We start from the raw sequence: 352 nt of genomic DNA, 5'->3' as shown, positions 1-352 counted from the left end.
GAGCAACAACGTATCCGGCAGTTGGAGCAGGAAAATCGCCAGCTCAAGATGGATAACGATGTATTAAAAAAGGCTACCGCCTTCTTTGCCCGCGAGCTGAAGTAACGTATCGCTTGGTTCGGCAGCTGCAACAGAAGGCTTATTCGGTGGCGCATGTCTGTCGGCTGCTGGGCATCAGTCGATCCGGGTTCTACGAAGCCAACAAACGTGCTGAAGTGCCAACATCAATTTGTCCCATGGCTCTGCAACTCAAGGCATCGTTTGCCGCAAGTGGCGGCTGTTATGGCAGTCGTCCGTTGCGTAAAGTGTTGCACGCCAAGGGCATGGAAATAGGCCTTTATAAAATTCGTCG

The 352-nt window shown here is 52.0% G+C and carries 1 pseudogene; it reads left to right on the top strand.

Features of this window, described 5'->3' with window-relative positions:
* Positions 1–113 precede the first annotated feature (113 nt).
* A pseudogene (locus AACY49_RS31395) lies at positions 114–352 on the top strand (IS3-like element ISPsy37 family transposase); the annotation flags it as partial.

It is taken from the genome of Pseudomonas sp. EL_65y_Pfl2_R96, assembly GCF_963970905.1.
Lineage (GTDB): Bacteria > Pseudomonadota > Gammaproteobacteria > Pseudomonadales > Pseudomonadaceae > Aquipseudomonas.
Note: the sequence above shows the minus strand (reverse complement) of the source record. Positions and strands in the feature narration are given on the sequence as shown.